A 26,672-nucleotide genomic window follows, 5' to 3' on the forward strand; every position below is an offset into this window, starting at 1 on the left:
GAAGGAGACAACCCCATGAGTAGCCCGATTGCCGACACGGCGCGGCCCGAGCGCGCCGGCGCGCTGGCGAGCGCGGTGCGCAAGATCAAATGGCGCGTGCTGCCGCTGTTCGTCGTGATGTTCATCGTCAACTACATCGATCGCGTGAACATCGGCTTCGTGCGCCAGCATCTGAGCGCCGATCTGGGCATCGGGGCGGCGGCCTATGGGCTCGGCGCGGGGCTCTTCTTCATCAGCTACGCGATCTTCGAAGTGCCGTCGAACATCCTGCTGCAGCGCTACGGCGCGAAGCTGTGGCTCGCGCGCATCATGCTCACGTGGGGGCTGGCCGCGGCCGGCATGGCGTTCGTGCGCGGCGAGACGTCGTTCTACGCGATGCGGCTCCTGCTCGGCGCGGCCGAAGCGGGCTTCTTTCCCGGCGTCATCTACTACTTCACGCAATGGCTGCCGAGCAACGAGCGCGGCAAGGCGATGGCGATCTTCCTGAGCGGCTCGGCGCTCGCGTCGGTGCTGTCCGGGCCGATCTCCGGCGGGCTGATGCTGATCGAAGGCGCGGGGCTGCGCGGCTGGCAGTGGATGTTCATCATCGAAGGCATGTTCTCGGTCGTGCTCGCGGGCTTCATCCTGCTGTGGCTCGACTCGAAGCCGCGCGACGCCGCCTGGCTCACCCGCGCCGAGCAGGACGCCTTGCTCGATGCGGTCGACGAAGAGCAACGCCAGCGCGCCGCCGCGCACCCGGTCAAGCCATCGATAGGCGCGTTGCTGCGCGATCCGCAAATCCTGATCTTTTGCCTGATCTACTTCGCGGTATCGCTGACCATCTACGGCGCGACCTTCTGGCTGCCCAGCATCATCCGCAAGATGGGCCATTTCAACGATTTCCAGGTCGGCCTGTACAACTCGATTCCGTGGCTGATCTCGATCGCGGCGATGTATCTGTTCGCGATGCTCGCGGCGCGCTTCAAGTTCCAGCAGGCGTGGGTCGCGTGCGTGCTGCTGATCGCCGCGCTCGGCATGTATGCGGCCGGCCAGGGCGGCCCGGCGTTTTCGTTCGTCGCGATCTGCTTTGCGGCGATCGGCTTCAAGGCCGCCTCGTCACTGTTCTGGGTGATCCCGCAGGGCTATCTCGACGCGCGGATTTCCGCCGCGGTGCTGGCGCTGATCAACTCGATCGGCAACCTCGGCGGCTTCGTCGCGCCAGCGGCCTTCGGCTTCCTCGAACAGAAGACCGGCTCGATCGAGGGCGGCCTCATCGGACTCGCGGTGATGTCGGTGGTGGCCGCCGGGGTCGTGTTCTTCTCCCGCATGAGCCCGCGCGAAGGAGTGCCCGCCTCCGCGCATTGACTGCATCGAACAACCGTATAGACACCATTTGCAGAAACCTTGAGGAGACACGATGAAAACGATAGAAGCCACGACGGCCGCCGCACGCACGGCCGTCGGACGATACCGATGGACCATCTGCGCGATGATCTTCGCCGCGACGACGATCAACTACATGGATCGTCAGATGCTCGGGCTGCTCGCGCCGCTGCTGCAAAAGGATATCGGCTGGAGCCAGGTGCAGTACGCGCAGACCGTGATGGTGTTTACGGTCGCCTATGCGGTGGGTCTCGCGATCTTCGGCCGCATCGCGGATCGCGTCAGCACGAAGAAGGTCTACGGCAGCGCGATGGCGCTGTGGAGTCTCGCGGCGATGCTCCACGCGGTGGCATCGACCGTGCCGGGCTTCGCGGCCGTGCGCGGTCTGCTCGGCTTCAGCGAGGCGGCCAATTTTCCGGTTGCGATCCGCACTACCGCCACGTGGTTTCCGAAGAAGGAACGCGCGCTAGCGACGGGCTTCTGGAACATGGGCGCGACGATCGGCGGCATCGTGGCGCCGGCCTTCGTGCCGATCGCTGCCGTGATGTGGGGCTGGCGCGCGACGTTCATCGCGGGCGGCGCGACCGGTTTCATCTGGCTGGCGGTGTGGATGCTCGTTTATCGGCAGCCTTCGGAGCATCCGTCGGTGTCGAAGGAAGAACTCGACTACATCAATGCGGATCGCGAGGAAGTCGTCGAGCAGAAAGTCGGCTGGTTGTCGGTGCTCAAGTACCGCGAAACGTGGGCGTTCGTCTTCGGCAAGCTGCTGACCGATCCGGTGTGGTGGTTCTATCTGTTCTGGCTGCCCAAGTGGCTCAATGAGTCGCGCCATATCGACATCGGCAACATGGGCCTGCCGCTGATCGCTATCTATACGATGTCATCGGTCGGCAGCGTGGCGGGTGGCTGGCTGTCGTCGCGTTTGATGGCCCGCACCAACAGGCCGAATTTCGCGCGCAAGCTCACGATGCTCATTTGTGCATTGTGCGTGGTGCCGATCGCAACGTTGTCGTATTTCCAGAGCCTGTGGTGGGCGGTCTTCGCCGTTGGTCTCGCGGCAGCGGCGCACCAGGGCTGGTCGGCGAACCTCGTCACGACCGTCGGCGACGTGTTTCCGAAGCGGCTGGTCGGCACGGTGGTCGGTATCGGCGGCGTGGCGGGGATGGTCGGTTCGTTCTTCTTTTCCGGCGTGATCGGCGAGACCTTGCAGCGCACCGGGCAGTATTGGGCGCTCTTTACGGTCGGCGCGTCGGCGTATCTGGTTGCGCTGGGCATCATTCATCTGTTGATGCCGCGGATGACGACGGTCAAGTTGCGCGATTGAGGTAACGCTGGCGGGTGAAAGGGCGAGGGGACGTGGCACGGATAACTGGCGTCCCCCGCCCTTGCAATGATGCTTCCTGCTGAACTTTTGGAGCGCGAGCGCAACGAAGAAGTGTCAGAAGCAACGGGCGAGCATCTGTTGCATACTCTCAACGCGCTATCCCGCATCAGCGAAATCCTTGGACCCTGAGACTTCGCTCGCCCCAACGCCATCGCCACGAGAGCCGTTATGACCATCGATCCCTCCGTCGTCGCCGCATTCACGCCCACGGGCAAGCTGCGCGCGTCGATCAATCTCGGCAACCCAATCCTCGCCAATCGTCACGCCGACTCCGGCGAGCCGTTCGGCGTATCGATCGATCTCGCGCGCGCGTTCGCCGCGAAACTGGGCGTCGAACTGGAGCTGGTCGTCTTCGATACGGCCGGCAAATCGGTGCAGGCCGTCGGCGAGGAGCGCGCGGATTTCGGCTTCTTCGCGATCGATCCGTTGCGCGGCGAGACGATCGCGTTCACAGCGCCGTATGTGTTGATCGAAGGCTTCTACCTGGTGCGCGACGACTCGCCGGTACGCTCGAATCAGGATGTGGATCAGGCGCACAACCGGGTCGTCGTCGGCACAGGCAGTGCATACGATCTGTTTCTGACGCGCGAGCTGAAATCCGCGCAAATCGTGCGCGCGCCGAGCTCGCCGAGCGTTGTGCCGACGTTTATCGAGCAGCATCTGGAAGTGGCGGCAGGCGTGAAGCAGCAACTCGAGGCCGATGCGAAGCTAACTCCCGGTCTGCGGTTGCTAGACGAGCGCTTCATGGTGATCCGGCAGGCGATGGGTGTGCCGAAGAGCCGCGGCGAAGCGGCGGCTCACGCGCTGCGTTCGTTTGTCGAAGAGGTGAAGGCCTCGGGCTTGGTGGCGCAATCGCTCGCGCGGCACAAGATCGCGGGAGCGTCGGTTGCGCCTGCGGCGTAGCGGGCCGCACGAACCCGACACCGCGTAGCTTTCGAAGCTGCTGGCATAGCAGATACGCGAGGCCGCGCGATGCTTCGGCGCGGCCCCGCCACCACCTTCAGCGACGCTCAAACGAGCGTAGTCTGCACATCCACATTACCGCGCAACGCCTTCGAATACGGGCAGGTCAGATGCGCTCGCTCGATCAACCCGTGCGCCACGTCACGCTCGACACCGGGAAGACTGACGAACAGACGCGCCTGAAGGAAATAAGCGCCATCGGTGGTGCCGAGATCGATCTCCGCATCGACGCTGGTATCGGCCGGCAACGACAGGTGCAACGCGCGCGCCGCCAGCCCGAGTGCGCCGATGAAACACGCCGACCAGCCCGCGCCGAGCAACTGCTCGGGATTCGTTCCACCCCCCGAGGTGCCGGGCGGCGACAGCTTGATGTCGAGACGGCCGTCCGAGCTGCGCGCGGCGCCTTCGCGGCCGCCGGTCGTATGGGTTTTGCCGGTGTACAGCACTTCTTCGATGCGGGTCATGGTGGCTTACTCCTGTTGATCCAGTGATATTCAGGTCTGCAAATCCGGGCTCGAACTTGCGGTGCACATATTTGAACGCGCCGACGTATCTCGCATGTGTCTGGATCAGCGGGTTTGGTAAGCGCACGTATCCCCGGGCAGCGCGGATACATTGCGATACAAGGAGCGGCAAACGGGAGCCGGGCGGAGCGCGGCGCGACAACTCACGCGCGCCATCGCGCCCGTCGCTTCATTCAGCGACGCCGGTCGAAATACCGCCGCAACAGATAGTTCGCGGTCGAGCCATGCAGCAGCACCGATAACACGATCGCATCGAGCACGGCGGGCAGCAGCGGCGTCATCGCGCCACGCACGTATTCGAGGCCGAACATCAGGTAGTAAAACGCGCCGACGCCGCGAATCCCCATCCACGCCATCAGATGCCGCTGGCTATTGTCGATGCGCGCACCCATCATCGCGACGACGACGGACAGCGGCCGCGCGACGAAAAACAGAAACACCGCGGGCAACACGGCGCGCAGATCGAACATCTCGCGCCAGTGCGCGGACACGACGCAGCCGATGATCAGCATCAGCGACAACTCCGCGAGTCGCTCCATTTCGCGCATGAAGCCCATCATCGATTCGGCGAGGACCGCATGCGCCATTTCTGGATCCCGGGCGACATCGACCTGTTCGCCGTGCTGCACCTCGTCGAGCACTTCCGAGGGATTCTTGTCGCCCGTCGCGCGCAGTTCCTCGTGACGGACGGCGACGCCCGCCACGAACACCGCGACGAACGCATACGCGTGCAGCAGCAGCGACGCGCCGTACGACGTCGACATCAGGCCTAGCGCGAGAAACCCGTCGAGACCGATCGCTTCGCCGTAGCGGGTGCGCAGAAAAAAGATCGCGCGCGCGAACACGATCGCAAACACGCAACCGATCACGAGCGCACTGACGATCCCCCACAGCACCGAGCCGACGAAATGCACGCCACTGCCCGAGCCGAACAGTCTCGCGCCGGCAAGCGTCAGTCCCAGCACCGCAAACGGATAGGCGGCACCGTCGTTCAGGCCGCCTTCACCCGACAACGCGAACCGCACGGGCTCGTCGTCGCCAGCTTGCGTCACGCGCAGCTCGTTGGCGAGCACCGGGTCGGTCGGTGCGAGCGCGGCCGCGAGGAACAACGCCGCGCCGTCCGCGCGTCCGGTCACCAAAGCGGTGAAGCCGAACATCAAGGCGACGGTGAAGAGCATCGCCGGGCCGCCGAGCCGCAGCGGCAACAACCACAGCGGATTGCGCAGCCGCACGCGCAGATGCATGCCGATCGAAAACAACGACACGACGAGCCCGACTTCAGCCAGCATCGCGAGCAACGCGGTATTGCGGAGCAGATCGACCCCGACGAGCCCGGACACGGCCGGCCCGACCGCCACGCCGACCAGCAGATAGATCATCGCGCCGGTCAGCGGCAAGCGGCGGATCGGCCCGCGCGCGACGGCCATGAACGTGAGCAGCGCGCCGATCAGCAGGAACCAGACCGGTTCGTCCTTCATGGCGGAATCGCGAGCACGCGCGGCGGTGGCGGCAGCCGGGCCGCGTCGCCGCTAGCGCGCACTGCTCGCGCCATGCCGGCGGCGCTGTCCGTGCTGAACCGCGGCCTGGTTCGCGCGCCCCGCATGTTCACGGTTCGCCTGGTCGCGGCTCAGCTCGCCGGGCGCCTTGCGCGCAGACGACGCCACTGGCAACACCCGACATCGCGGCGATGGCAAGGCGCTGTACAACCTTGTTCATGAGCGACCCCTCGGTTCGGACCAGCTGGAATGCACTGTCCGTTCCGTTGCAAGCCGCGTTCCTCGCCTGAGGCGTGAGCGTGCCGATCGCCCTCACACACCGAATGGAAAAGTCTCCGCCGCGTGGTTCTTTTCGTCGGCGGAAACGGGCAGCGCGCTCACCGCGCTCGTGCGATCGAACCACACGAACGCATCGAACTGCTCGGCGAGCGACGCTTGCGCGTAATGGCTATACCGCTCGGTCCCGGGACGGTAGATGACGCCGATGAAGCGCTCCAATAGCGGCGCGCGCAGCCGTTCGCGCAGCGTGTCGTGCATGCCGGGCCGCAGGTCGAGCAGGAAGCGCGGGAGACCCGTGCCGTGCATGCTGAATTCGACGCTGCCCTCGAGCGAGGGCTGCACGGTTTTGACCTCCATCGGTCCGCCCCAATCGCTCGCCGCGGCGACCGTGCCGCTGTGCGTGCCAAACCCGATCAGCGCCGCCGCGTCGCCGAACTGCGCGCGGCACAGCTGGCCGAGATTGATCTCGTCCTGCATGCGGCCCATCTGCGTGGCGCTCGCGTCGCCGATATGCGAGTTGTGCGCCCACACGACCAGACGCGCCTGCGGCCCGCGGCTGTCGAGCGTATGACGCAGCGTGTCGAACATATGCGTGTCGCGCAGATTCCAGCTTTGCGGCCCGCCGTAGTACATCGCGCGATAGTAGTGCTCGGCGACCGCCACGAGCCGCGCGTTCTGCGCCGCGTCGAGGAAGCGCTCGCCGTCTTCGCGCGCATAGTCGAGCCGGCTTTTCAGCAGATCGCCGAGTTGCGCGACCACGTGTTCTTCGCACTGCGCGTAGCCGCCGCTCAACGCGGCGCGTCCATATACGGCCGGATCTTTCTGCCACGGACTGAGGCACCCATAACGCTCGCGAGCGATGCGCGCCGCGGCAGGGTCGACGCTGTCGAGATAGCGCAATACCGCGTCGATCGATTCGGAAAGGCTGTAGATATCGAGCCCGTAAAAGCGCGTTTCGCGCTCGGGGTGCGCGGCGTTGTGCGAGCGCAGCCACGCGATCAAGCCCATGAAGTCGGTGTTGCGCCACATCCAGGTCGGAAAGCGGCGAAACGGTCGGGACCGCCCGCCGGGCATCGGCCGAGCGCGCACATGCCGGTCGACGATCGCGGCGTCGGGCCAGTCGGCCTCGACCGCGATCATCGAAAAGCCGTGCTGCTCGACGAGGCGCCGCGTGATCGCCGCGCGCGCACGGTAGAACTCCGACGTGCCGTGACTGGCCTCGCCGAGCAGCACGACGCGATGCCCGGCGAAGCGGTCGAAAAATGCCGCGAATTCCGCGGAATCGATGTCGGGCAACGGTTCGGCCGCGTCGCGAATCGCGAGTTCGAGCGCGGCCGGCCTAGGCGCGGCCGGCATAGGTGCGGCCGGCGTAGGCGCGGCCGGCGTAGACGTGAGCGGGATGGGCGTGGACGTGGATGCAGGCCGCAAATCCGCGCGCGCCGCGCCGCCTGGCTCCGGCCAGCCATCGTCGCCGACGAGCGGCACGAAGCGCACGTCGCCGAACGCATCTTCGTCGTAGTCGTGTTCGTCGCGCCGCACGATCTTCACGAGCCGCTGACGGCTCTGACTGCTGCCGACCGGCATCACGAGCCGTCCGCCCACGGCGAGTTGCATGCGCAGCGCTCGCGGCACACGCGGTCCGCCCGCCGCCGCGATGATCGCGTTATAGGGCGCATGCGCGGCAAGACCTGCGGTGCCGTCGCCGACATGCACTTCGACGTTCTCGTAGCCGAGCCGCTGCAAGCGCTCGCGCGCGCCCTCGGCGAGGCTCGCGTCGCGTTCTATGGAATCCACCCGGCCCGCAATCTCCGCGGCGATCGCGGCCGCATAGCCGGAGCCCGTGCCGATGTCGAGCACGCGATCGCCGGGCTGCAACTCGGCGGCCGCGAGCATCTTCGCGACGATGTACGGCTGCGAGATCGACTGCTCGCCGCCGATCGGCAGCGGCGTATCGTCATACGCGAATTCGCGCAGATCGGAGGGCACGAACGCCTCGCGCGGCACGCGCCGCATCGCTTCGATCACGTAGTCGTCGCGCACGCCGCGTTGCACGATCTGCCGTTCGACCATCCATGCGCGCGCTTCGTCGAAATCGCTCATCGCCGCCTCCTCGCGAATGCGCAGCGCTGCGCGCGCTCCGCACTTGCCACGGGGCCGCGCGCGAGCGCACTGCTGTTCCACGCTTCAGCAACGAGCATACCGCCAGCGGGGACCGGTGGCGATGCGCGAAACGTGAAGCCGCCGTCACGCGCCCGCGGTCCGCGAGCGCGGACCGATATTTGCTGCGGTTCCGGCGCGAGCGCTTGAACGAACAAAACGCCGGTCCGATTGCGTCGCACGACAAGGGCGAAAATCATGAGCATTCCCATGCAGGTCGTATCCTTCCTCAGCTCGCGAGGTCTGAAGCTCGCGACCGCCGAATCCTGCACCGGCGGCCAGATCGCGTCCTATCTCGCGAGCGTGCCGGGCAGCGGCGCATGTCTCGACGTCGGCTTCGTCAGCTACTCGCCATCGGGCAAAGCAGGGTTTCTCGGTGTGCGGCAAAGCACGATGAAGCAATACGGACTCACCAGCGAAGCGGTCGCGCGCGAAATGGCCGAGGGCGCGTTGCGCCAGGAAGGCTGCTGCGCGGACATCGCGGTATCGAACACGGGGCTCGCCGATGGCGGCGCGCATGGCGGCTCGGATGACGATCCGCCACAGGGCACGCAATGCTTCGCGTGGGCGTTCCGGCGGCCGGGCGATCAGTTCGTCACGTTCGCCGAGACGCGGCGCTTTTCGGGCGACCGCAACGACGTGCGTTCGGCCGCCGCGCTGTATGCGCTGTCGCGCGTCGAGCATTACTTCGATCAACTCCCGCGCATCCAGCGGGACCACTGAAGAGAGACCGAACGATGAATCTGCAATCCTCCTTCGACGCCAACGCCTGGCAACAGGCAGTGATTGACGAACTCGGCGTCGAGCGTGATTTCGACGTGGCCCGCGAACGCGAGCGGCGTGTCGCGTTCCTCGGCGACTACCTGGCGTCGCAAGGCCTGCGCACCTACGTGCTGGGCATTAGCGGCGGCGTCGATTCGTCGACCGCGGGGCGCCTCGCGCAGCTTGCCGTCGAACGTCTGCGCGCCAGCGGCTATGAAGCCCGTTTCGTCGCGGTGCGTCTGCCGTTCGGCAGCCAGCGCGACGAAGAGGACGCCGCGGCCGCACTCGCGTTCATCCGTCCGGACGAAACGCTGACGGTCAATATCAAGGAGCCCGCCGACGCGATGCTGTCTTCGCTCAAACGCGGCAACGTGCAGTACGTCGACGACTTTCAGGAAGACTTCGTGCTCGGCAACATCAAGGCGCGGCAACGCATGATCGCGCAGTACGCGATTGCGGGCGCGCGCGTCGGCGTGGTGATAGGCACCGACCACGCGGCCGAATCGCTGATGGGCTTCTTCACGAAGTTCGGCGACGGCGGCGCCGATATCCTGCCGCTCGCCGGTCTGACGAAGCGCCGCGTGCGCGCGCTCGCGCATGCGCTCGGCGCATCGGAGCGGCTCGTCAACAAGGTGCCGACCGCGGACCTCGAATCGCTGACGCCGCAGAAGCCGGACGAGGACAGCTACGGCATCAGCTACCAGGACATCGACGACTTCCTCGAAGGCAAGCCCGTCAGTGAAGAAGTCTTGATCACGATCCGCCGCTTTTACATGGCGACGCGCCACAAGCGCGCGCTGCCGGTCGCTCCGACGCCATCGTCGGCGTCGGTCTGACAGCGCGGCGCCCGCTTATCCGGCGCGCGGACGTTGGGCGCGCTTCGGCTGTTCGATGTCCTCGCCGGGCATTTCCTGCAGTTGCTGTTCGGGCGCGATGCGCGAGCCGCGGTCGCGATCGGCGGACTGATCGGTCGGCTCCTGCGGCGCGGCAGCCCCATCGATCGCGCCTTCCGCCTCGATCTGCCGGCGCGCTTCTTCCCAATGGTCGTCGGCCCTGCCTTCCGGCGACGGATCGTTTTCCCAGATTTGATACGCCCGCGTGCGAATGCGGGCTTCGAGTTCCTTGTCCATGTGTCTCTCCGTGAACGTGAGCGATGCAATACGGCGCCATGCGCGCCGTGCCCGAATGACGGCGAGCGACAGGCGAGCAAGCGTTGTTCCGCGCGGCGTGTGCTGCTATTTGTGCAGCTCGTTTCGCAGCGTCGCGACGTCGTTGGCGGTGACGGACTGCGCGTTGTTGCCCCAGGCGCTGCGGATATACGACGGCGTCGGAAACAGCGGGCGGGTTTCGGCGATCGCATCGAGCGCGCTCGTCGTCAGCACCTCGCGCGCGCCGGCCGTGAGACCCGACACCGACGCCGGCTGCCGCGACGGCTGCCACAGCGGATGGCGGCCATGCACGATCGGCAGCACGTCGAAATTGTGCGGCGGCGGCGGGCTCGGCATGCTCCATTCGAGCGTGCCGCCGCCCCACGGATCGGCCGACGCAGCAGCGCCCCGCCGGCGGCTGCGCGCCACATTGACGAGGAACAGCAACACGCCGATGCCCATCAGATACGCGCCGAGTGTCGCACTCAAATTCAGCGGCCCCCAGCCGAGCCCGGCGGGATAAGTCCAGATGCGCCGCGTCATGCCATGCAGGCCGAGCCAGTGCATCGGGAAGAACGTCACGTTGAAGCCGATGAAGAACAGCCAGAAATGCCAGCGCCCGAGGCGCTCGCCGAGCATGCGTCCGGTGATCTTCGGAAACCAGTAGTAGAACGCGCCGAACAGCGGAAACACCGCGCCGCCTATCAGCACGTAGTGCAGATGCGCGACCACGAAGTAGGTGTCATGCACCTGGAGATCCAGCGCGACCGAGCCGAGCATGATGCCGGTCATGCCGCCCAGCACCAGGATGAAGAAGAACGCGAGCATGAACAGCAGCGGCGTCCGGAGCCTGAGCTTGCCGGTCAGCAGCGTCGCGAGCCAGCAATAGATCTGAATGGCCGACGGTACCGCGATCAGCACGCTTGCCGCCGTGAAGAAGCTCTTGCCCAGTTCGGGCACCGTGGTCGCGAACATGTGATGCACCCAGAGTCCGAACGCAAGGAACGCGGTCGCGATCAGCGCGAGCACCATCGCCGGATAGCCGACCACCGGCCGGCGCGAAAAGGTCTCGATGATCGACGACATGAAGCCGAGTGCCGGGATGAAGATCAAATAGACCTCCGGGTGTCCGAAGAACCAGAACAGGTGTTGCCACAGCAGCACGTCGCCGCCGAGCGACGGGTTGTAAAACTGCGTGCTGACCAACCGGTCCAGAATCAGCGCGGTACTCGCGAGCATGACCGCGGGCATCGCGAACAGCACCATGAACTGCGTGACGAGCGTCGCCCATGCGAACAGCGGCAGCCGGTTCAGCGACATGCCGGGCGCGCGCATTTTCAGAATGGTCGTGATCAGCACGATCGCTTCGAGCAGCGCGGACAGCTCGGTGAACGTGATCATCTGCGCCCAGATATCGGAGCCTTTGCCCGTCGCATAGTCCGGGCCGGCCAGCGGCACGTAGCTGAACCAGCCCGAGCGCGGCCCCGCGCCCATCGCGAACGCAATGTAGAGCGTCAGTCCGCCGAACAGGAACACCCCGTACGCGTACGCATTCATGCGCGCAAACGCGACGCTGCGCGCGCCGATCATTAACGGAATCAGGTAACCGGCGACCGCCTGCATCACCGGCACGGCGAACAGGAACATCATCGTCGTGCCGTGCATCGTGAACAGCTGGTCGTAGAAGTCGGGACCGACCACGTGGTTGTTCGGCCGCGCGAGCTGCGTGCGCATCGCGAGCGCGAGCAACCCCGCGAGCAGGAAGAATACGAACGTCGTGACGATGAAGCGCCGCGCGATCGTCTTGTGGTTGATTGCGGACAACCAGCCAATCACGCCCGGCGGATCGCGCCACGTGTCGGCGAGCAGCGCGCGCGTATCGGCGGGCGCGTGGGGGCCGTCCTTGATCGCGAGGTCGACGTGCAAGGCAGGCGGGCGTTCGAGCGTGCTCATCGTAGGGTTCCGAGCCAGGCGACCAGCGCTTGCCGGTCGGATGCGGGGAGCGGCACGGTCGGCATCGTCGTGCCCGGCTTCAGCGCGTTCGGATCGCGGATCCACGCCGCGAGGTTCTGCTGCGTGTTCGGCAGCACGCCCGCGGCGATCGTCTGCCGGCTCATCAGGTGCGTGAGGTCTGGGCCGAGCGTGCCCTGCGCCGACGTGCCGCGCACGGTGTGGCAGTTTGCGCAGCTCGACTGCTCGAAGATCTGCAGGCCGCGTCGAGCGACCACGTCGGTCGGACTGAGCGCCGCCGTCACGGCGGGCGTGGCCTGCTGCATACGCCAGTGCGCGTAATGTTCGGGCGTGTCGGCGGTCACGAACATCGCCATCCATGCGTGCTCGGCACCGCAATATTCGGCGCACTGGCCGCGATAGACGCCGGGTTTGTCGACACGGAATTCGATCGTCGAATCGATGCCCGGCAGCATGTCCTTCTTGCCGTGCAGATTGGGCATCCAGAAGCTGTGGATCACATCGCTCGCCTTCAGCGCGATGACGACTGGCCGCCCCGCGGGCACGTGAAATTCATTCGCGGTCGAGAAGCCCGGCTGTTGCGCATCGCCAGGATAGTCGACTTTCCACCACCACTGCTCGCCGGTGACTTCGAGATGCAACGCGTCGTCGACCGGCAAGCGTGACAGCACGCGATCCGTCAATACGTCGGCAACGATCAGCCCCAACAGCAGCGCGACCGACGCGACGCTGACGACGGCGACCGCGCGCTGCGTTCCGCGTTCGTGCGGCTGCGCGAGTGACGCGTGCTCGACACTTTGCGCATCGTCGCCAGTATTGCCGCTCCTATCGGTGCGGCGAACCAGCGCAATCAGTGTCGCGAACAGCACTGCCGCGAACACCGCGCCGCACACGATCAACGACAGGTGCCACAGCCGCAGAATGTGCGCGGCCTGCACGCCGGCCGGATGCAGCGCATCCTGCGGCGGTTGCTGTGCGCAAGCGCCGCGTGCCACGCAGGCGAGCAGTATCCGCACGCCGCGCCGCGCGAGGAGCGAAATGCGATGAGAAGCCGTAGGTCCGATTGGTCCAGCGAGATTGATCATTGCGCGACGTTGAAGGCAGGTAAGCCAGTGGTTCGCGTGCACCACAGCAAGCGCCGTTCCAACGACGACAGCTGCAAAGCGACGGCCGATGCTCGACCGGTGGCCAATCCTGGCATCTCTGGACATTCGAGGGGAGCCGCGATGACGACGTCAGAAGGAATACGGCGGACACGCAGGTCCGCGGTGTGCCGGTCGCGGACTGGCACACGCGTCAATTGGGGATGCAGTCGCCAGGCGATAGCGCCACGCGCGCCGATGCCGGCGTGTCGTCGACGATCGACGCGATCCGGTCACCATCGCGGCCGGATCGCTGAGCGCGGCACGGGCCGCGCGCTTACATCTCGGGACAGGCAAGGTCGGCCGCGACGATCCGCGCGCCGTATTCCTCGGCGGCGAGCCGCGCTTCCTCGATACTGTCGAACGGACCGACAGCGGGTGCGCCATCGAAAGGGAACAGTCGGCGGCCGTCCACCTTACGGCTGACCAGCAGGTCGGCATAGAATCGTCCATCGGCGCTGCGTCGCGCGGTGACGAAGATCGAAAAGTCGTCGCGCGACAGGATCGCGGCCGGCGAGTATTGGATCAGTTTCAGCTTTCTCCTGGACATGTCACTCCCTGCTGCATTAGGCGATCCTGTCATGCCCCTTCTGCAACCGATGTTAATGGAGGTGTAAAAGGGCGCGTTCTTCCATAAGCGTCGACTTATGGACTTCCCTGTCGTGGCGACGCTTCAAACGGATCAGCGTGACTGGCGCGCGCATTTCAAGGCTCCAGCTTTACCTTGATCCACCCGGCTCGCGCCGGTCGAACTCGCGGTAGGCCCTCCGTGCCGCAAATCGCGCTCGACGTGAGCCGCACGAGCGCGTCGGTCGGCTGCTGCAACTGCCATCATGCACCTCCGATGTTCGATGGCGCTTGCGCCCATCAGGTCTTGTCGCCGACCGCGCGACTGCCCGCCTGATCCAGCCTGGCCTGCAGCGTGCGCTTGCGCGCCGCGATCTTTTCACCGAGCGCGGCGAGATCGCAGCCGGTGCGCCGCAAGGCCGGAAAGAGTTCGCGTTCCTCCTCCTCGACGTGATGCCGCACGAGCTCGGACATGACCTTGAACGTCGCGTCGAAGCCTTTGTCGCCCGGCTTCAGCGTCTCGAACTTCGCGATCAGCGTTGTCACCAGAAAATGCTCGACGTAGGCTTCATCGACATCGAGCTTGTCGTCGTCGGGCAGCGCCCGTTGCGCGGCCGGATACAACAGCTCTTCCTCGATGATCGTGTGCATCGTCAGCTCTTCGCACGCGCGCTGCGTCAGCGCGGCTTTGGCTTCGAGCGTGTCGCGCTCGTCGCCGCGCGATTTGCCGAAGGCGTCGAACAGTTTTTCCACGGCGCGGTGATCGGCCTCGAGCAGCGCGAGCGCATCGGGCGTGCTCGCGGTTTCGCGTCGAGCGGTGGGCTGCGTGTCGTCGGTAGCGGATCGCGTTGCGCGGTTCATGGCGGCTCCTTCAATCGGTCAAGTGCCCGCATCGAGCAAACGCCATACCGCACCAACGGTCCCGCGGCGGTACGTCACTTGCTGCTGGTGGTCCGGCGCGGCATGTCGCGCGCTAACCTCTCCTTCCTCTTTTCAACGACTGATGAGAATCGCCCAGATCGCTCCGCTTTACGAAAGCGTGCCGCCGTACGCGTACGGCGCCACCGAACGCGTCGTGTCGTATCTGACCGAAGAGCTGGTCGCGCGCGGCCACGACGTGACGCTCTATGCGAGCGCCGATTCGACGAGCGCCGCGCGGCTCGTGCCGATCTGCCCGCGCGGTCTTTGGCGCGACGCGAACGTGTGGGACACGCAAACCCATCACGTCAGGCAGCTCGCGCGCGTGATTCGCGACGCGGACCGCTTCGACGTCGTCCATTTTCACGGCGAGCCGCTGCATTTCGCGTGGGCCGAGCGCCTGCCATGCCGTACGCTGACGACGCTGCACGGCCGTCTGCTGCTGAACGATCATGGCCCGCTGTTTCGCGAATTCGCGCGCGTGCCGGTGGTGTCGATTTCCGCGAGTCAGCGCCGGCCCGTGTCGTGGGCGAACTGGCAGGGCACGGTCCATCACGGACTGCCGCTCGACCAGTTCGAATTTCAACCGATGGCCGGTTCCTATCTGCTTTTTCTCGGCCGCATGATGCCGGAGAAACGTCCCGATCTCGCGATCGAAATCGCCCGGCGCAGCGGCTTGCCATTGAAGATCGCCGCGAAGATTCATCCCGGCGAACGCGACTATTTCCGCGAACGCATCGATCCGCTGTTGCGCCGCTCCGGCGCGTTCACCGAATACCTTGGCGAAGTCGGCGGCGGCGCGCGCCGGCAATTGATCGAGAACGCGCGTGCGTTGCTGCTGCCGATCGAATGGGACGAGCCATTCGGCATGGTCATGATCGAGGCGATGGCATGCGGCACGCCGGCGATCGCGTTTCGCCGCGGCGCGGTGCCCGAATTGATCGAAGACGGCGTGAGCGGCCTGATCGTCGATAACGTGGACGAGGCCGTGCAAGCGGTTGCGCGCATCGACAGCATCGAGCGCGGCGCGTGCCGCCGCGCGTTCGAGCGCCGCTTCACGGCCGCGCGCATGACCGACGACTATCTGACGATCTACGACGCGCTGCTCGCGCACGACACGAGCGGCCGCCCGCGAGCAACGGGCAGTCAGCCCGCGCCGGTGTAATTGCGTTAACCGGACCGCCCGCGCGGCGCACCTCGGCTTCGCGGGGCGTCCGGCTTTGCATCACCGCGAGGGTCGCTGCGGCAGTGTGATGTTGCACGACATTCGTCATATGCATTGTGCGAGCTTCGCGCGGCGCTTGCGGCCCGCGTGACTGGATTGTGGCGGAGGCTGAAAACCGCCGTCGCCAAAAGAACGTTTTTACCGGCAACGCCCCAAAAAATGCAGCGACGGCATATGGCTTGCTCGTTTGTTTGACTAACAGGAAAGGTCCGCTTTCACGCCCGCTTTTACGTCCCGGAGCCCACTTGACCCACCGCGACTTCATCGTAATCGGCACGTCCTCGGGAGGGGTCGATGCGCTGCGTTCGCTTGCCTCGCAGCTTCCCGTCGATATGCCCGCCAGCATCGCCGTCGTGCTGCATATCGGCGCGCATGGCAGCATGCTGCCCGCGCTTCTGAACCAGGCCGGACCGCTACCCGCCAAGCACGCACAGGATGGCGAACATTACGCGCCCGGCAGAATTTACGTGGCGCCGCCCGATCGGCACCTCGTCGTCGAGGATGGGCTACTGCGGCTTCTGCACGGCGCGAAAGAGAACTTCGCGCGCCCGGCGATCGACCCCCTCTTTCGCACTGCGGCCACGCAGATAGGGCCACGCGCGATCGGCGTGATCCTGACCGGCCTGCTCGACGATGGCACCGCGGGCCTCGAAGCAATCCAGGCGTGCGGCGGCGCGACGCTCGTCCAGGACCCGGCCGACGCGTTCGCGAGCGAGATGCCGCGACATGCATCGCCGTTTGCCGACCACGTGCTGCCGCTCGATCAAATGGGGCAATGTTTGGTAAAACTGACCGGCGGCAACGCCAGCGCGCCGGGAAAAAACGGCCGTGCGCGGCGCGAGGCGACCGATCGCATCGTTCTCGAACAAGACGCGTGGCTGGCCGGCACCACGGCATTCGAAGCAATCAGGGGACTCGCGACGCCCTCGACTTTCACATGCCCCGAATGCAACGGCACGCTGTGGCGCATGACCGGATCGCGGGTGATGCGTTATCGCTGTCATACCGGTCATGCGTATTCGGCCGCGTCGCTCGGCGACGGCCGCATGACGGATGCCGAGGACTCATTGCGCAAAGCGCTGCGCGCGCTGCGCGAGCGCGAAATGTTTAGCCGCGAGTTGCGCGACCATTTCGCCAAAACCGGAGATACCGCCGCCCAACAGCGCGAGGAGGATAATGTGCTGCGCGCGAGGCACGCGGCCGAACTGCTGCAGTCGATGCTGATGGAAAAATGAGTGCAATGCGGGATAATAACCGTCCGAGCCAGCAGGAAATGGGCTCGTCGCCCTATAAAAATCCACCGCTGAACACTATCCTTTCCAAGAAGGGACACGCAGCCATGTCAAAGAAGCGAGGGCAAACTCTGCCTAGCCAGGCACTCTATCCGATCGTCGGTATCGGCGCATCGGCGGGGGGGCTTAACGCGCTGACGGAGTTCTTCGAGGCGCTGCCCGCGCGCACGTCGATGGCCTTCGTCGTGGTCGTTCACCTGTTGCCGGATCACGAAAGCAATCTGGCCTCACTGCTGCAGAAAGTCACCAGCATGTCCGTGCAGCAGGTCACCGGCCCCACGCCGATCGAATCGGACCACGTCTATCTGGTCGCGCCCTCGTTCGAGATGATCATGGTCGACGGCTACCTGCGCGTCACGCGCAAGCTGCCCGAGGAAGGACGCCGCGCGAGCATCGATCTGTTTTTCCGCACGCTCGCCGAGGCGCACCGCGAACGCGCGATAGGGATCGTGATGTCGGGAGCGGGCTCGGACGGCTCGGTCGGCTTGTCGCGCATCAAGGAAATGGGCGGCATCACGCTCGTGCAGGACCCTTCCGAGGCCGAATACGACAGCATGCCGCGCAGCGCAATCGCGACCGGCATGGCCGACTTCGTGATGACCGCGGCCGAGATGCCGCAACGGCTGCTCGATCTGTGGTCCACCGCGCGGGAAATCCATCTGCCGGCCGCGGAGGCGGACGAGCCCGAGGAAGACACGGTCAACGAGTCGGCCGAGCGCGCGCTGCGCGAAATCATGGTGATTCTGCGCACCCGCACCGCACACGATTTCCGACATTACAAACGGGCTACGGTTCTGCGGCGTATCGAACGCCGGCTGCAAGTCAACGGCATTACCGACCTGCAGGTGTATCGCGATTATCTGCATCTGCACCCTGAAGAAACCCAGGCGCTGTTGCAGGACATGCTGATCAGCGTCACCAATTTCTTCCGCGACAAGGAAGCGTTCGACGTGCTCGAACGTGAAGTATTGCCGCCCCTGTTCGAAAACCGCGGCGAACAGGACCGCATCCGCGTGTGGTCGGTGGGCTGCGCGACGGGCGAAGAAGCCTATTCGCTGGCGATGCTGCTGCAGGAACGCTCGCTGAAGTCGCCCGAGGGCGTGTCTTTTCAGGTATTCGCGACCGACATCGACGAGCGCGCCATTTCCCTCGCGCGCGCCGGTGTGTACCCGGACTCGATCTCCGCCGACCTGACGCCGGCGCGCATCCGCCAGTTCTTCACGAGGGACGCCGCGCATTTCCGGATCAAGAAAGAGCTGCGCGAGCACATGCTGTTCGCCCACCACAACGTGCTGAGCGACCCGCCGTTCTCGCGGCTCGACATGATCTGCTGCCGCAACCTGCTGATCTACCTCGACCGCGAAGCGCAGATCGAAATCCTGAAGATGTTCCACTTCGCGCTGCGGCCCGGCGGCATGCTGTTCCTCGGCAGCTCGGAGTCGGCCGACGGCGTGAGCTCGATGTTCACCGTGGTCGACAAGCGCAACCGCATCTATCGCGCGAACATGGCGGTACGCAGTGACACGCCGCTGCCGATCGCGATTTCCGGCACCATGAGCTCGCGGCCTGTCGTGACCACGGTGCAGCCGCCGGGGCGCCGGCGCTTTTCGTTCGGCGATCTGCATCAGCGGCTCGTCGAGCAATATGCGCCGCCCAGCGTGCTGGTGAGCCGCGAATCCGAAATCGTTCATCTGTCCGATCGCGCCGGGCGTTTTCTGCAGTATTCCGGCGGCGAGCCCTCGCACAACATCGTAGCCGTCGTGCGTCCGGAACTGCGGCTGGAACTGCGCACCGCGATCTATCAGGCCTTGCACACGAACCGCAGCGTCGAAGCGCGCCGCGTGCGCATCGAGCGCGATGGCCGATCGTACTTCGTCAACATGACCGCGCGGCCCGTGCACGATCCGGAAGCGAACGCGGACTTCGTGCTGGTGCTGTTCGACGAGGTCGAGGACAGCGTGGCGAACGCCGAAACGGCGCCGGCCGACGTGCAGAAAGACCCGATCATCACTCAGCTCGAACGGGAACTGCAACGCACGAAGGAACAGTTGCAGTCCACGATCGAGCAGTCGGAAACCTCAACCGAGGAGCTGAAGGCATCGAACGAGGAATTGCAGGCGATCAACGAGGAACTGCGCTCGGCGACCGAGGAACTCGAAACCAGCAAGGAAGAGCTGCAATCGATCAACGAGGAGTTGACCACGGTCAACGCGGAGCTGAAGTCGAAGGTCGAGGAAACCGGCAAGATCAACGACGACTTGCACAACCTGATCGCCGCGAACGACATCGGCACCATCTTCGTCGACCGCAACATCTGCATCAAGCGCTATACGCCGCGCGCAACCGACGTCTTCAGCATCATTCCGTCGGACATCGGCCGCTCGCTGCTCGACATCACACACCGCCTCGAATACGACAAGCTCGCCGACGACGCGGCCGAGGCATTCGACTCGTTGCGCCTGATCGAACGCGAGCTGAAGAGCAACGACGGGCGCTGGTATCTCGCGCGCTTCGTGCCTTACCGCACGACCGAAGACCGCATCGACGGCGCGGTGCTGTCGTTCATCGACATCACCGGGCGGCGTCAGGCGGAAGACCGGCTGCGCGAAGGCGAGCGCCGCATGCGCATCGTCGCGGAAAGCACGCGCGACTACGCGATCATCACCTTCGACGACAACGGCGTGATCAACAGCTGGAACGCGGGCGCGGAACGGATTTTCGGCTATACGGAAGCCGATATGATCGGCCAGTCCGCCGACATCCTGTACACCGAAGAGGACCGCGCCGACAACGTCGCGCAACGCGAGTTCGCCGAAGCGCGTCTGAATGGCCGCGCCGAAGAGGAGCGCTGGCATTTGCGCAAGGACGGCACGCGCTTTTTCGCGAGCGGCGTGCTGTCCCGTCTCGACGAACCGGGCATCAGCGGCTTTGCGCAGATCACGCGCGATCTCGGCGAATATGTGAACGAACCGACCTCGGGACGCGGCACCCATGTCGAATCGCTGCGCGCGGCAAGCGAGCGCGACGCACAGCGGCGCCGCGACGAATTTCTCGCGGTCGTGTCGCACGAGCTCAAGCATCCGCTGAACCTGATTTCGGCCAGCGCCGAGCTGATCGCGCGCGCGCCGGAAACGCGGCAGAACCTGAACGTGTCGCGCGCGACCGATACGATCCGCCGCACCGTGATGGGCCAGGCGCAAATCATCGACGATCTGCTCGACATTTCGCGCGTGCGCACGGGCAAGCTGTCGGTCGTGCGCACCGTGGTCGACATGCGCGAGATCGTGCAGCGCGTGTGCAGCGCGGTGCAGGACGATACGGCGCAGCGCGGCGTCGCGTTGAGCGTCGACATCACCGATGCGCCCGTGATCATTCACGCGGACCTCACGCGGATCGAGCAGATCGTGTGGAATCTGATCAGCAATGCACTGAAGTTCACGCAGCGCGGTTCGATTCAGGTGTCGTTGCAGGTCAACGATCACGCCGAGGCCGTGCTGCGCGTCAGCGATACCGGCATCGGCATCGAGGCGTCGCTGCTGCCGCATATCTTCGAGATGTTCCAGCAGAGCCGCGATCCGGGCTTGCGCCGCGGGGGCCTCGGCATCGGCCTCGCGCTGGTGCGTGATCTGGTCAACCTGCACGGCGGCGCAGTGCGTGCGGAGTCGGACGGCGTCGGCCGCGGCGCGACTTTCACGGTGACCCTGCCCACCCACCGGCTCGCCACCCGCACGAGCGCGGATATCGAAGTCACCGCCGAGCCGTTGAAAGGCACGCGCATCCTGATGGTCGACGACGACGCCGCGACCGTCGAAACCTTCAAGCTGCTGCTGGAAAGCGAGGGCGCCGAAGTGCGGACCGCGACGAGCGGCGAGGAAGCGTTGACGATGATCAACGGCAACGCGCCCGATATCATCCTGTCCGACATCGGCATGCCGGGCATGAACGGTATGGAGTTCATCGGCAAGCTGCGCGGCATGCCGACGATGAAGTCCGTGATCTGCGTCGCGGTCAGCGGCTTTGGACAGCAGGCGGACGTCAGTGCGGCCGAACACGCGGGCTTCGACGCGCACCTGAAAAAGCCGGTGGTTCTCGAAGACCTGCTGAGCATTTTCGCGCGGCTGCGCGGCTGAACTAGCGGCTTGACGGGGCGCAACGCATCTATCCGTTGCTTTGCGACGACGACGCGTTGCGCGAGGCCGATCCGTTTGTCGGCCTCAGGGCTGAACCAGCCGTCGGGCGACGACGTATTTAAATGCGCGCGTGAATGCGGGCCGCTCAGGAAGCCATACCAGCAGTTCAGCACGTGCTTGAGTTGCGCGTTGAGCGCCGGGTCGCGAAACAGCGCGTAGCCGGACGGCATGCACATCGGCCAGTCGAGCACCGCGTTCAGCGGACAGTGAATCAGATCGGATTTGCTGAACGGCGGTGCGTAGGTCATCAGGTAGTCGACGATCGTCATCAGTTCGTCGATCGATGCATAGCCGAGCACGTAGCCCGCCTCTTGCGCCTGAATGATGGCCCGCGTCATATCCATGCGCAGCACCGGATCGCCTTCGATCAGCGCCGCGAGTTCTTCGACGGCGCGCGTGCGTGGCGCCGTGCGCGCACGTTCGCGCGCTTGGCGACCAGCATGGTCCGTTAGCGCGCGAGATGCGCTTCCTCGCGCGGCAGCCATCCTCCAAGCCGCCGCCGTTGCGTGCGCGGGCTCGCCACTTCGTCGTTCGTCATGCTTCGCCCTTCTTAAGTGCGACCCTTCGCGCACCGCGCCGGCGGAATGCAGCTTGCTACTCGCCGGTATGGAATCGGGCCAGCGCTTGCTCGTCATCTCACCGCATCTCGACGATGCGGTCCTCAGCTGCGGACTTCTGATCGCCGCGCATCCCCGCACGGTCGTCTGCACGGTTTTCACCGCGCCGCCCGCCGAGAACATGACGACCGATTGGGACCGCGCGGCCGGTTTCGCCGACGCGTTCGAAGCGATGCGGGCGCGTCAGGCGGAAGACCGGGAGGCGCTGGGGTTGTTGTCGGCGATTCCCGTGCATCTGCTGTTTCGCGACGCGCAATACCACGCATCGCCTGATGCGGACGAGCTGATCACCGCGTTGAACCACGCTGTTTCCGAAACAAAACCCACGCTGATCGTGATGCCGTTGGGCCTGTTCCATTCGGATCACGTTCTCGTGTCCAATGCCTGTCTCGCCCTGATGCGGCGTCAGCCAGCCACGCAGTTCGTCGCGTATGAAGACGTGCCCTACCGGCGCATGTCCGGCGTCGTGCAAGCGCGCCTGTGCGACCTCGCGAAACGCGGCTACGCCGCCCAGCCACCGCACGCGTTCGATGCGCCCGGCACCATGCAACACGAGCGCATGAAGCGCGCGGCAATCGACGCCTACCGCAGCCAACTGCGCGCATTCGGTCCCGAAGGACAGGCGAACCTCTTTTCGCCTGAACGCTGTTGGCAGCTTGGCTGCGACGAATCGGCTCCAACTACGCAAAACGCGTGACGTACGGCACGAGGTTTGCTGCGTCGTCGCAGTCCAACGTTGAACGATTGCACAGCATGCAAACCAAAGCCCCCCACCCGCGTATTTCGGTCGTCGTTCTCACGTATAACCGTGCGGGCGAATTGCTCACTACCCTGGAACGTCTGCTCGCGTTGCCCGAAAACCCGCCGATCATCGTCGCCGACAACGGTTCCACCGACACCACGGTCGCACTCGTCGAAGCGCGCTATCCGAGCGTTCGCGTCGTCGAATGCAACGGCAATCTCGGCGCGGCAGGGCGCAACCACGCGGTCGCGTGCGTCGAGACCGACTATGTCGCGTTCTGCGATGACGACACCTGGTGGGGCCCGGGCTCGCTCGAACGCGCGGTGCAATTGCTCGATGCATGGCCGCGCGTCGGTGTGCTGAACGCGCGTGTCGCGGTCGGCGCGGACAACACGACGGATCCGACCTGTGCGTTGATGCGCGCAAGCCCGCTCGGCCGTGTCGGTCTGCCGGGGCCCTCCTTGATCGGCTTGATGGCGGGCGCATGCGTGTTTCGCGCGGCGCTGTATCGCGAGATCGGCGGCTATGAGCCGCGTCTTTTCATCGGCGGTGAGGAAGCACTCGTTTCGCTCGACGTGCTCGCGTCGGGACATGCGATCGTCTACTGCGAGCAGTTGACGCTCCATCACCATCCGTCGCCGGTGCGCGACAGCGCGTTGCGCCGTCGCATGCTCGCGCGCAACGCCGCGTGGGTCGCGTGGCTGCGTCTGCCGTTGGGCGAAGCGTTGAGCGCGACTGTGCGCGCCCTCGACGTATTCGCGTGGGAAGGCACGCTGATGCGCGACGGCACCGAATTACTGGCCGGGCTCGCGTGGACCGTGCGAGAACGCCGGGTGGTCCCCCGGTCGATCCTCGCGATGCGCGACCGCGTGCGCGCGGCCGAGCGCAATCTCGACGCGTCCGCAACGACGACTGTTGGTGGCAAGTTCGACGCGTCGATCTGAGACCTCGCTCAGACCTGAATCGCGCGCATCATTATCGCGGCAACGCCGTGTCCGCGCGCGACGGCGCCTGCGCGAGCCGCCGGATCGCGGCGATCAGTTCTGCGGGCGCCACGGGCTTGTGCAAGTGCGCGTCGAAACCCGCGGTCCGCGCACGCTGTTCGTCGAGCGCGTCCGCGTAACCGGTCAGCGCGATCGCGGGCAGTGGCCCGCCCCGTATCGACGGCCGCCCGCCTTCTAGTGCGCGCAAGCGGCTCAGCACGTCATAGCCATCTTCGCCGGCCAGCATCAGATCGCAGAGCAGCACGTGCGGCCATTGCGCCGGGTCCGTCGCGCGCAGCCAGTCCAGCGCTTCGGTGCCCGCTGCACATAGCCGTACGCGTGCGCCGCTCGTGCTCAGCACCGCTTCGAGCGCGTCGCGCGCTTCTTCCTGGTCGTCGATCGCGAGCACGAACAGGCCATCGAGCGGAGCGGGCTCCGCCGAATCCGGCGCCGTGGGCGCCGACGCCAGTGGCGGTTGCGCATCCGCGACCGGCCGCAGCGGCAGCATCGCCACATAGGCAAGCCGCCCGTTCAGCGGCGTCAGCGTGAAGCTGCCGCCCGCGGCCGCCAGCGCGCTTTCCATCTGCCGCGCCGCCGCCTGCGATAGCTCGGCCGGCTTGTCGCCCATGCCGAGCACGCTGAACCACACATGATTGCCGTGCCGCTGCGCGCGCAACGCGATGCGCTGCCCCGGGCTCGCCTGCGCGATCTCATTGCGGCACAACTCGGCGATCAACGGTTGCAGCACGCTCGGATCGCCGGTCACCCGCAGCTCGTGGTCGGACGGCTCCGCGTAGACGACGACGCGCTGCCCGGCGATCTCGTCGTGCAAGGCATCGATCACACCCGCCGTCAATGCGCTGACGCTGACCGATCGCGCGGTCAGCCGGCGCTGCGCGTGTTCGAGTTCACCCTGCTGCCATTGCAGCGACCACATCTTCGCGTACACGCCCTCGCGCGCGAGCAGTTCCCGATGCGTGCCCTGCTCGACCACCTGGCCGTGCTCCATCACCAGAATCCAGTCCGCGTCGACGACGGTAGAAAGTCGATGCGCGATCACGATCGACGTGCGGCCTTGCGCGAGGCGCGTCAGCTCGGTCTGGATCGCGCGCTCGGAGCGCGTGTCGAGCGCCGAGGTCGCCTCGTCGAACACGATGATGCGCGGGTCCTTCAGAATCGCGCGCGCAATCGCGATGCGCTGCCGCTCGCCGCCCGATAGCCGCACGCCCCGCTCGCCGACGCGCGTGTCGTAATGGTCGGGCAAGCGCTCGATGAACTCGTCGAGCTGCGCGGCCCGCGCCGCCCGCACGACGTCCGCGCGCGTCGCCGACGGACGTCCATAGGCAATGTTGTAGGCGATCGTTTCATTGAACAGCACGGTGTCCTGCGGCACGATGCCGATGGCCTCGCGCAGACTGCGCTGCGTGAGCATGCTGATGTCTTGCCCGTCGATGCGGATCATGCCGCGCTCGGGCCGATAGAGGCGAAACAGCAGCTTCACGAGCGTCGATTTGCCCGAGCCGCTGCCGCCGACCACCGCGAGCGTCTTGCCCGGATACGCGTGAAAGTCGACATCGCGCAGCACCTGCCGCGCCGTGTCGTAGCCGAAATCGACGTGTTCGAACTCGATCAGCCCCGCGCCGACCTTCAGCGGCTGCGCGTCGCGCGCATCGATATCCTCGCCGACGCGGCCGCGCGCCGCCAGAATCACGAACATGCGCTCGACGTTGACGAGCGCGTCGTTGGTCTCTCGAAACACGAAGCCGAGCGTGTTCAGCGGCATGCAGATCTGGATCAGGTAGGCGTTCACCAGAATCAGATCGCCGACGCTCATGCTGCCGGCCACCACGTGCTGCGCGGCGAGCAGCATGACCGCCGCTACCCCGAGCGCGATCACCGCGCTCTGTCCCACGTGCAAGGCGGTCAACGCGTTCTGGTTAGCGATGCGCGCGTGCACCCACTTCTCCAGCACGTTGCCGAGCCGTTGCGTCTCGCTCTCTTCGGTCGCGAAGTATTTGACCGTGTCGTAGTTCAGCAGACTGTCGACGAGCCGCCCGTCCGATTGCGCTTCGAGCAGATTGACCGCGCGCTGGAATGCGACGCGCCGCCGCGTGAACACGAACGTATAGCCCGCATACAGCACGAAGGTCACGACGATCGCGAGCATGAATTCGCGCGCGTAGCTATGCACCATGATCGCGACGATCACCGCGATCTCGAAGAAGGTCGGCACGATCGTAAACAGCGCCGTGCCGAGCAGAAAGCCGATGCCGTCGGCGCCTTTCTGCACGTCGCGCACGATCGCGCCAGTCTCGCGCCGCGCATGAAAGCGCGCGCTCAACCGATGCAGATGCGCGAAGGTCCGCTCGGTCAGCGCCGCGACCGTGCGTTGCACGACGATGCTGAACACGACGTCGCGCGCCTCGTTCAGCGCGTCGCCGAAAAATCGTAGCAGCGCATAGGCGAGCACGAGGAACACTGGAAACGCCACCTGCGCGAGCGGATGGCTCAGTTCGTCGACGATGTGCTTCAGCGTGAGCGGCATCAGCACGGTCGCGAGCCGCGCGGCGATCATCAGCGCGAGCGCCCCGCTGGTCTGCCAGCGATAACGCCATACCGCATGCGCGAGATCGCCGACGATTCGGCGCGTCAGTTCGGAGCGAGGCGGCGGGGCGGAATTCGGCATGAGGTCGTGGTGAGGGCACCCGGAAGAAACGTCGCACAAGTGTGGCGTCGCGCAAGCGGCGCGCCCGGGCGCAAGCAAAAAAGGCGCTGGCTCCAGCCCTTTTCCGCGCACTTCTTACTTATTAATTGGGCGGGGTCCTTCGCCCATCCTAGTACCGGCGCGGCGCAAGCGGTTCGAAGTTACATGACCGTATGTAGAAACAGGGAACGCCACAGCGCTTCTCTTCCTACGAGAAAGGGCACGCTACAGCGCTTCGTACGGTTC

19 protein-coding genes and 1 pseudogene are annotated in these 26,672 nt (G+C 65.6%); 10 read left to right on the forward strand and 10 right to left on the reverse strand.

The genetic code is table 11. The features are described 5' to 3' along the window. The first annotated feature begins 15 nt into the window (after positions 1 to 15). The 3 genes from HWY30_RS19755 (at position 16) to HWY30_RS19765 (ending at position 3,649) form a co-directional block, all read left to right on the forward strand. Positions 16 to 1,344, forward strand: a complete 1,329-nt coding sequence (locus HWY30_RS19755) for an MFS transporter (protein WP_090811705.1) — start codon at positions 16 to 18, stop codon at positions 1,342 to 1,344. Between the two features lie 52 nt (positions 1,345 to 1,396). Further along, entirely contained in the window at positions 1,397 to 2,686 is a 1,290-nt protein-coding gene (locus HWY30_RS19760) for an MFS transporter (protein ID WP_090811707.1), read from the forward strand. Between the two features lie 228 nt (positions 2,687 to 2,914). After that, positions 2,915 to 3,649 (forward strand): ABC transporter substrate-binding protein, encoded by a 735-nt coding sequence (locus HWY30_RS19765; protein ID WP_090811709.1) that lies wholly within the window; start codon positions 2,915 to 2,917, stop codon positions 3,647 to 3,649. A gap of 107 nt (positions 3,650 to 3,756) precedes the next feature. Here the strand turns inward: HWY30_RS19765 and HWY30_RS19770 are convergent, their stop codons facing one another. From HWY30_RS19770 to HWY30_RS19780, 3 genes are all read right to left on the reverse strand, one after another. Next, the gene (locus HWY30_RS19770; protein ID WP_090811710.1) at positions 3,757 to 4,173 is read right to left on the reverse strand and encodes an organic hydroperoxide resistance protein; all 417 of its coding nucleotides are present in this window, start codon (positions 4,171 to 4,173) and stop codon (positions 3,757 to 3,759) included. A gap of 233 nt (positions 4,174 to 4,406) precedes the next feature. Further along, on the reverse strand, positions 4,407 to 5,711 hold the full coding sequence (locus tag HWY30_RS19775; RefSeq protein WP_090811712.1) for a cation:proton antiporter domain-containing protein: 1,305 nt from the start codon (positions 5,709 to 5,711) through the stop codon (positions 4,407 to 4,409). Positions 5,712 to 6,041: 330 nt separating this feature from the next. Continuing rightward, complete coding sequence (locus tag HWY30_RS19780; protein ID WP_090811713.1) at positions 6,042 to 8,108, reverse strand: protein-L-isoaspartate(D-aspartate) O-methyltransferase; 2,067 nt, start codon at positions 8,106 to 8,108, stop codon at positions 6,042 to 6,044. Positions 8,109 to 8,363: 255 nt separating this feature from the next. Here HWY30_RS19780 and HWY30_RS19785 point away from each other — a divergent pair, with 255 nt between their 5' ends. After that, complete coding sequence (locus HWY30_RS19785) at positions 8,364 to 8,888, forward strand: CinA family protein (RefSeq protein WP_090811716.1); 525 nt, start codon at positions 8,364 to 8,366, stop codon at positions 8,886 to 8,888. Between the two features lie 14 nt (positions 8,889 to 8,902). Further along, entirely contained in the window at positions 8,903 to 9,763 is an 861-nt protein-coding gene (gene nadE, locus HWY30_RS19790; RefSeq protein ID WP_090811718.1) for an ammonia-dependent NAD(+) synthetase, read from the forward strand. Positions 9,764 to 9,778: 15 nt separating this feature from the next. On the opposite strand, the gene HWY30_RS19795 is transcribed toward nadE, so the two are convergent. The 5 genes from HWY30_RS19795 to HWY30_RS19815 form a co-directional block, all read right to left on the reverse strand. Further along, a complete protein-coding gene (locus HWY30_RS19795; RefSeq protein ID WP_090811720.1) occupies positions 9,779 to 10,057 on the reverse strand; it encodes a DUF2934 domain-containing protein in 279 nt (92 codons plus the stop codon). 105 nt (positions 10,058 to 10,162) lie between these two features. After that, positions 10,163 to 12,028 carry a cytochrome c oxidase subunit I gene (ctaD, locus tag HWY30_RS19800; protein ID WP_167368806.1) on the reverse strand — a complete coding sequence of 622 codons (1,866 nt, stop codon included), beginning with the start codon at positions 12,026 to 12,028 and terminating at the stop codon, positions 10,163 to 10,165. Further along, on the reverse strand, positions 12,025 to 13,131 hold the full coding sequence (coxB, locus tag HWY30_RS19805) for a cytochrome c oxidase subunit II (RefSeq protein ID WP_090811722.1): 1,107 nt from the start codon (positions 13,129 to 13,131) through the stop codon (positions 12,025 to 12,027). Before coxB ends, ctaD begins: the two co-directional genes overlap by 4 nt. Positions 13,132 to 13,465: 334 nt before the next feature. Then, a complete protein-coding gene (locus HWY30_RS19810) occupies positions 13,466 to 13,738 on the reverse strand; it encodes a DUF6723 family protein (protein ID WP_090811724.1) in 273 nt (90 codons plus the stop codon). Between the two features lie 317 nt (positions 13,739 to 14,055). Continuing rightward, positions 14,056 to 14,616: a hemerythrin domain-containing protein gene (locus tag HWY30_RS19815; RefSeq protein ID WP_090811726.1), complete on the reverse strand. Its 561-nt coding sequence runs from the start codon at positions 14,614 to 14,616 to the stop codon at positions 14,056 to 14,058. Between the two features lie 142 nt (positions 14,617 to 14,758). Between HWY30_RS19815 and HWY30_RS19820 the strand changes: the two genes are divergently transcribed. From HWY30_RS19820 to HWY30_RS19830, 3 genes are all read left to right on the forward strand, one after another. Then, entirely contained in the window at positions 14,759 to 15,838 is a 1,080-nt protein-coding gene (locus tag HWY30_RS19820) for a glycosyltransferase family 4 protein (protein ID WP_090811728.1), read from the forward strand. Between the two features lie 305 nt (positions 15,839 to 16,143). Beyond that, the gene (locus HWY30_RS19825) at positions 16,144 to 17,133 is read left to right on the forward strand and encodes a chemotaxis protein CheB (RefSeq protein ID WP_090811729.1); all 990 of its coding nucleotides are present in this window, start codon (positions 16,144 to 16,146) and stop codon (positions 17,131 to 17,133) included. A 104-nt stretch (positions 17,134 to 17,237) separates the two neighbouring features. Then, a complete protein-coding gene (locus tag HWY30_RS19830; protein WP_176078917.1) occupies positions 17,238 to 21,320 on the forward strand; it encodes a CheR family methyltransferase in 4,083 nt (1,360 codons plus the stop codon). A 56-nt stretch (positions 21,321 to 21,376) separates the two neighbouring features. Here HWY30_RS19830 and HWY30_RS19835 read toward each other — a convergent pair. Beyond that, positions 21,377 to 21,918 (reverse strand): annotated as a pseudogene (locus HWY30_RS19835) (phophatidylserine decarboxylase associated domain-containing protein); the annotation flags it as partial. 68 nt (positions 21,919 to 21,986) lie between these two features. Between HWY30_RS19835 and HWY30_RS19840 the strand changes: the two are divergent. Both HWY30_RS19840 and HWY30_RS19845 read left to right on the forward strand, forming a co-directional pair. After that, complete coding sequence (locus HWY30_RS19840) at positions 21,987 to 22,694, forward strand: PIG-L deacetylase family protein (RefSeq protein WP_090811731.1); 708 nt, start codon at positions 21,987 to 21,989, stop codon at positions 22,692 to 22,694. A gap of 56 nt (positions 22,695 to 22,750) precedes the next feature. Then, positions 22,751 to 23,683, forward strand: coding sequence for a glycosyltransferase family 2 protein (locus HWY30_RS19845; protein ID WP_090811959.1), 933 nt, complete (start codon positions 22,751 to 22,753; stop codon positions 23,681 to 23,683). A gap of 31 nt (positions 23,684 to 23,714) precedes the next feature. Here HWY30_RS19845 and HWY30_RS19850 read toward each other — a convergent pair whose 3' ends face one another. Further along, positions 23,715 to 26,408 carry an ATP-binding cassette domain-containing protein gene (locus tag HWY30_RS19850; protein WP_090811733.1) on the reverse strand — a complete coding sequence of 898 codons (2,694 nt, stop codon included), beginning with the start codon at positions 26,406 to 26,408 and terminating at the stop codon, positions 23,715 to 23,717. Positions 26,409 to 26,672: the final 264 nt, after the last annotated feature.

The organism is Paraburkholderia tuberum STM678 (assembly GCF_902833905.1).
In the GTDB taxonomy this organism is placed as follows: domain Bacteria; phylum Pseudomonadota; class Gammaproteobacteria; order Burkholderiales; family Burkholderiaceae; genus Paraburkholderia; species Paraburkholderia tuberum.